General features: G+C 40.0%; 5 protein-coding genes. 1 reads left to right on the forward strand and 4 read right to left on the reverse strand.

Going from position 1 to position 6,045, the window contains the following annotated elements:
* The 3 genes from Q1V93_RS01230 to Q1V93_RS01240 form a co-directional block, all read right to left on the reverse strand.
* Positions 1-315 (reverse strand): hypothetical protein (locus tag Q1V93_RS01230; RefSeq protein WP_300660366.1); only part of this gene is annotated, 315 nt, incomplete at its 3' end.
* Between the two features lie 174 nt (positions 316-489).
* On the reverse strand, positions 490-1,638 hold the full coding sequence (locus Q1V93_RS01235; RefSeq protein ID WP_300660369.1) for a hypothetical protein: 1,149 nt from the start codon (positions 1,636-1,638) through the stop codon (positions 490-492).
* Between the two features lies 1 nt (position 1,639).
* Positions 1,640-2,713: an NAD-dependent epimerase/dehydratase family protein gene (locus tag Q1V93_RS01240; RefSeq protein ID WP_300660372.1), complete on the reverse strand. Its 1,074-nt coding sequence runs from the start codon at positions 2,711-2,713 to the stop codon at positions 1,640-1,642.
* 119 nt (positions 2,714-2,832) lie between these two features.
* Here Q1V93_RS01240 and Q1V93_RS01245 point away from each other — a divergent pair, with 119 nt between their 5' ends.
* Complete coding sequence (locus tag Q1V93_RS01245) at positions 2,833-4,329, forward strand: polysaccharide biosynthesis C-terminal domain-containing protein (RefSeq protein WP_300660375.1); 1,497 nt, start codon at positions 2,833-2,835, stop codon at positions 4,327-4,329.
* Here the strand turns inward: Q1V93_RS01245 and alaS are convergent.
* On the reverse strand, positions 4,326-6,045 hold a 1,720-nt coding region (gene alaS, locus Q1V93_RS01250), incomplete at its 5' end, for an alanine--tRNA ligase (protein ID WP_300660378.1). The genes Q1V93_RS01245 and alaS overlap by 4 nt on opposite strands.

A 6,045-nucleotide genomic window follows, 5' to 3' on the forward strand; every position in this document is an offset into this window, starting at 1 on the left:
CCGGAAGAAAGACAGCGATGAAAAATAATTATGCGCTACGGCTAAATAAGGTTTTTCCAGGAAGGATAACTCTACAAGTTTTTTTTTTGCTTCCGAATGCGTGTAGTATGATTCGTAAGCCTTACCGATCTCCTCAACCGTAGGCATTGGATTCAACCACATCAGTCCGCAAGTACTATTTGAGCATTCTACGATATTCCAACCTTTAGATGTACCGTAATTGCAGTCATCCAGATTTAGATACTTACTTTTTCCTAAAGAATTGCAAATAAAGCAAGTATTTACTTCAGAGGATGCAATTTTTATTTCTTCCATAGCGCAAATATGCTAATTTTTAATTTAGAATCTGTAGAATCAGAACCAGAATCAGAATTATTCTACCTTTTTTGGGCCTGGTAACCCAATCATATTCGGTTTGTTTTGACAGAGATACAACCCTCACACTTCGTAATCAATTTATGGGGTGATATACAAGTGGATACTCCTAATTTATTTTAATCCGGAGACATAATTACCGACAAAATGATATGAATTGAGAACCATTTCTTCCAATTTTGCAGCATATTTCATAGCATTTGCTGCCTTTTCATCGACTGCTGCTTTGGAGATGGTTTGGCAGAATATTGTAATCTGTTCCTTCATCTCTAAGTTATCAGGAATAAGCCACCCTGCATCACGGAACATATACCAATTGTCACTTTCCTCATTTCCACAGAAAAGAACCGGTTTTCCCATGGTAACAGCACTTACCGCTTTGGAAGGAACTGCATAATGAGTAAATCCGGGTAAGAGGGAAACCATGTGAATGTCAATGAAAGCCAACTGATCCCTGGGAACACCTGGTGTTAGAATGACTCCTTTTTTATCTTTTGCAAATTTAATCAGACCAGGAGCTTTATCTCCATATAGTGCCAGTATTAATAAGTGCTTGTCGGGATCAATGGCTTCAATCATAAAGCAGATGAAATCCGGATTATGGGCATCATGAACATTTCCGCAGTAGCCAATGATTATTTTTTCAGAATCATACCAATCCGGTGCCGTATCAGAAGGTTTTCCCTCAAAAGCGCCACATGGCAGAATACTTATCGGGATTTCTTGCCGGTAGCAGCTTTTTGTGATGTATGAAGCTTGCTGCGGTCCTAGTGCAATCACAAATTCGGGTTTGTCAGAATAGGTTTTCTTTAGAATCCATCGATAAATGAAATTACTTTCACGGATATTGCCATTGGCTTTAAACATTTCAGGAAATAAATCGAGAGCCCATAATGCGCGTTTGTTTTTTCTTCCCAATCCTCTGGCTGCCCAGAATGGAAGTAGCGGAGGAGAAGTGGTAATAACAAACAGATCCGATTTCAGTTTCCTGGCAGTTTTGACCAGAATATAACCGTCATACAGCAACTTGATTAGTTTCATGGGGCCGGATTTCCCATCAAATCGGTTTTTGATTTTGACCAGGTTTCCCAATGGTTCCCTTTTTTTTCCACCCTGACCAGTCGTTTTGTCAATGTAAACAACATTACAAACGATTTCGGGATAATTTTCTTGTAGAAAACCAATCATATCGCAAACAGATTCCCCATTGATATTCAATGAAGGAGGGTAATTCCGCGCAATAAACGTGATTGTTTTTTTCATTCTAAACGCTTTTTATAACGCGTTCTTTCATGGAGTCATGAATTTGAGAAATAATATCGTTCAGGTCGTATTTGTAATTCCAATCAGGATAATGATCTCTGAATTTTTGAATATCGCTGATATACCAAATATGATCACCCACGCGGTTATCATTGGTGTAGGAGTAATTCATCTTTTTTCCGGAAATCAGTTCAATTGCATCAATTGCTTCGATCATGGAACAATTTGAAAAACGGCTTCCGCCGGCATTGTAGACTTCTCCTTTTCTCGGATTCTGATAGAAATGCCAAAACATATTTACCAAATCGTAGCTATGAATATTGTCCCGTACTTGCTTCCCTTTGTATCCGAAAATCGTATAGTGATCGCCGCTTAGATTACATTTCACAAGGTAAGACAGAAATCCGTGCAGTTTTGCTCCGGAATGATTCGGTCCTGTCAAACATCCGCCTCTGAAAACTGCGGTGTTCATGTTAAAATATCTGCCGTATTCCTGAACCAATACATCAGCTGCAACTTTGGATGCTCCAAAAATAGAGTGGGTAGTATGATCCAATGACATTTGCTCATCAATTCCCTTTTGAAAGTAAGGATGAGTTTTATCAATTTCCCATCTTTTTTCCAGCTCGACTAATGGAAGAAGGTTCGGATTGTCACCATAAACTTTATTGGTAGATGTAAAAATAAATACCGATTCCGGGCAATGATTCCGACACAATTCGAGCATGTTCAGAGTTCCGGTAGCGTTCACTCCAAAATCTGTCAGAGGTTCCTTTGCAGCCCAATCATGGGAAGGTTGTGCAGCAGAGTGAATAATCAGTTTAATATCTTTACCATATTCCTGGAAAATGGTTTCTAATCCGGCATAATCACGAATGTCAATGTTGTAATGTTGGTAATTGGTGTATTTCTCTTTCAGTTCCAGCACGTTCCATTGCGTTGAAGCATCGTTTCCGAAGAAGTAAGAACGCATATCATTATCAATACCGATGATTAGGTCAAATTTGTCTGCGCAAAAAATAACTGATTCACTTCCGATTAATCCTCCTGACCCTGTGATTAGAGCAATATTCATGATTTTGATTCCTTTGTTTCTAGTTTGTTTGAGTTATCAAAAATAACGAATTTAATCCATAGGTAGAAATCTGAAACTTGCTTTTCTTGTAACGGGAAATATTCCTTAATTTCGCAGCAATGGGACTGGTACAAAAAGACGCTTTTAGGACAACACTGATTTCCTATTTCGGAATATTGATCGGTTACCTGAATAAGGGAGTTTTGTTTCTTGCGATTCTTTCTACTTCTCAGATAGGCTTGATCAACCTGATCATTTCGATCGGTACTTTGTTTGCCCAGCTAGCAAATTTCGGAACAGTATACGCAACATGGAAATTCTTTCCGTTTATGCGGAATGAGGCTAAAAAACACCATGGATTTCTTGCTTTCCTGCTCCTGATCGTCGGTGCAGGAATCCTGATTTATTCGGCACTGTATATTCTTTTCAGGGAACAAATTGAGCGGGGATACATGGAAAAATCACCGATGTTCCTGGATTACTATTATTGGGTGCTTCCGATTGGGATTTCGTATGTGCTTTTCATGGTTCTGGAAGTGTATCTCCGAAGCCTGTATAAAAATATTGTTGCTGTTTTTGCTTATGAAGTTGTGCTTCGTCTGGCTACAACCGTGATCCTTGTTCTGAAATGGCTGAATTGGATCTCGTTTGAGCTATTCGTAGGTTTGCACAGCCTTTTATACATCATCCCGACAATGATCCTGGTGTTATACCTGAAACGAATCAACGAATTCAATGTCAGGCTTTCGTCCATTCAAATTCCCAAAAGGCTGAAGCGGGTCGTTTTCTATTTTTCATCCTTTTCTTATATCAATACGCTGGGAGCTGTTTGGGTAAATTCACTGGATGTATTGATGATTGCTCAATTTGTGGGGTTGGACGGAACCGGGGTTTTTACCACTGTTATCTTTTTGACAAGCGTGTTGCAGGTTCCTTATAGATCGATTTTGAGAGTAAGTGCACCGCTGGTTTCTGATTATTGGAAACACCGGAATTTCGATAAGATGAAGGAGTTGTATACCAAAGTGAGCTCGGTCTCCCTGGTGATTGGTTTGGCAATGTTCCTGCTTTGCTGGGTAAATATCGATTTCCTGTTTTCTTTTCTGAAACCTGAGTTTAGAGAAGGTATCTGGGTATTCTTCTTTATCATGATCGGGAAGCTGGTTGATATGTATTTCGGGCTGAACGGAGCAATTTTTTCGACTTCTAAAAAATACCGTTACGATATTATCTTCACCATGTTTCTGATCGTTGCTGTTTATGTATTAAACTACCTGATGATCCCGATGTGGGGAATTGCTGGTGCGGCTATTTCAACTTCCATTGCCTTGCTGGTGTACAATGTTGGAAGACTATTGTTTATTTGGTATGCGTACAAGCTGCATCCATTCCACCGCAACCAGTTTATTATTATCGGGATCAGTGTTTTGGTCTTATTTGCCGGACAGCTCACGCAAGGTCTTATAAACAACAAGTGGATCCAATTTTTGTTTGAATCCACTTTAGTCGTTGTATTATTTTTTGGTCCGATCTATTTGTTCTCTTTAGAGAAAGAAACGATCAATTATATCACAAAAGCTCTTGCGTTTGTTCGTTCGAAACTAGGACGTAATTAAGCGATCGTTTTTTTGATCTCTTCGATTGCTTGAGCTAATCCGTTTGCATTTTTTCCACCAGCAGTTGCAAAGAATGCTTGTCCACCGCCACCACCTTGAATCAAAGATGCAACAGATTTAACCAGGTTTCCGGCATTCCATCCTTTGGAAGAAACCAAATTTTCATCAACCAAAACGCTGATGGCGCATTTGTCTTCTTCTTTTGAACCGATCACAGCAACCAAATTCGGAACTTCTCCTTTCAGCTGGAACAAAATATCCTTTACAGATCCTGCGTCCAGGTCAATGATTGCATCCAGGTAAGAGAAATCATTTCTTGAAACAATTTTGGTCTTCAAATCAGCTTTCACCAATTTAGCCTGTTCTTTCTTGAAATTCTCCACCTGTTTTTGAAGCTGATTGTTTTTTGCAAGCAAGTCTTCAATCGCTTTGGTCAGATCTTTCGGGCTTTTAAGCAGTTCATTCACCGATTTCAACTTCGCTTCCTGGTCTGCGTAGAATGTTTCCACAGCAACGTTGGTAATCGCTTCGATACGTCGCACTCCTGCTGCAACAGCAGATTCGGATTGAATTTTAAATAAGCCGATCTGTCCGGTGTTTTTTACGTGAGTTCCTCCGCACAATTCCACTGAATCGCCGAATTTGATCACACGAACCGTATCACCGTATTTTTCACCGAACAAAGCCATTGCACCCATTTCTGTTGCTACTTCGATCGGAACATTACGTCTTTCATCCAAATCAATACTTGCACGAATTCCTTCGCTCACCAATGCTTCGATTTTAGCCAGTTCATCATCTGTTACTTTCGAGAAATGAGAAAAGTCAAAACGCAAATAGTTCGGATTTACCAACGATCCTTTTTGTTCCACATGCGTTCCCAAAACGGTTCTCAATGCGTGATGCAAAAGGTGAGTAGCCGAGTGATTGTAAGCGGATAACTTGCGTTTTTCTTCGTTTACTTCTGCGGTAAACGGTTTGTTCGGATCAGTAGGAAGCGTTTCCGAAAGATGTACAATCAGACCGTTTTCTTTTTTGGTATCAAAGATTACGATCGATTCCGAATCGTTGTAAATTCTTCCCGTATCACCGACTTGTCCACCACCTTCCGGGTAGAACGGAGTCTTGGTAAATACCAATTGGTAGAACGTTTTCCCTTTTTGGGAAACCTTGCGGTATTTCACGAGTTCAACAGCTGTTTCCAGGTAATCATAACCCACAAATTCTTCTATTGAATCATCTGTAAGCTGAACCCAGTCTCCGGTTTCTATCTTTGTAGCTCCTGTAGAACGTTCTTTTTGTTTTGCCAATTCTTCGTCAAATCCTTTTTCATCAACTGAAAGGTTGTTTTCACGCGCAATCAGACTCGTTAAATCGAATGGGAAGCCATAGGTATCGTATAATTCGAAAACCGAACTTCCGTCCAGGATGATGGAATTAGAAGCCTTTGTTGTTTCAATTAATGCTTCGATGCGTCTGATTCCTTGTTCCAGCGTTCTGAAGAAAGACAATTCTTCTTCACGAATGACTTTTTCAACCAATTCGCGTTGTTTGATCAATTCTGTGAACGGATCACCCATAACTTCTGAAAGCACGACGGAAAGACCTGACAGGAATGGTTCTTTCAAACCTAAAGTCTGGTAGCCGTAACGAACCGCACGTCTTAAAATACGACGAATCACATAACCCGCTCCCGTATTGGAAGGAAGTTGCCCG

This window comes from Fluviicola sp. (genome assembly GCF_030151805.1).
Classification (GTDB): Bacteria; Bacteroidota; Bacteroidia; order Flavobacteriales_D; family Crocinitomicaceae; genus Fluviicola.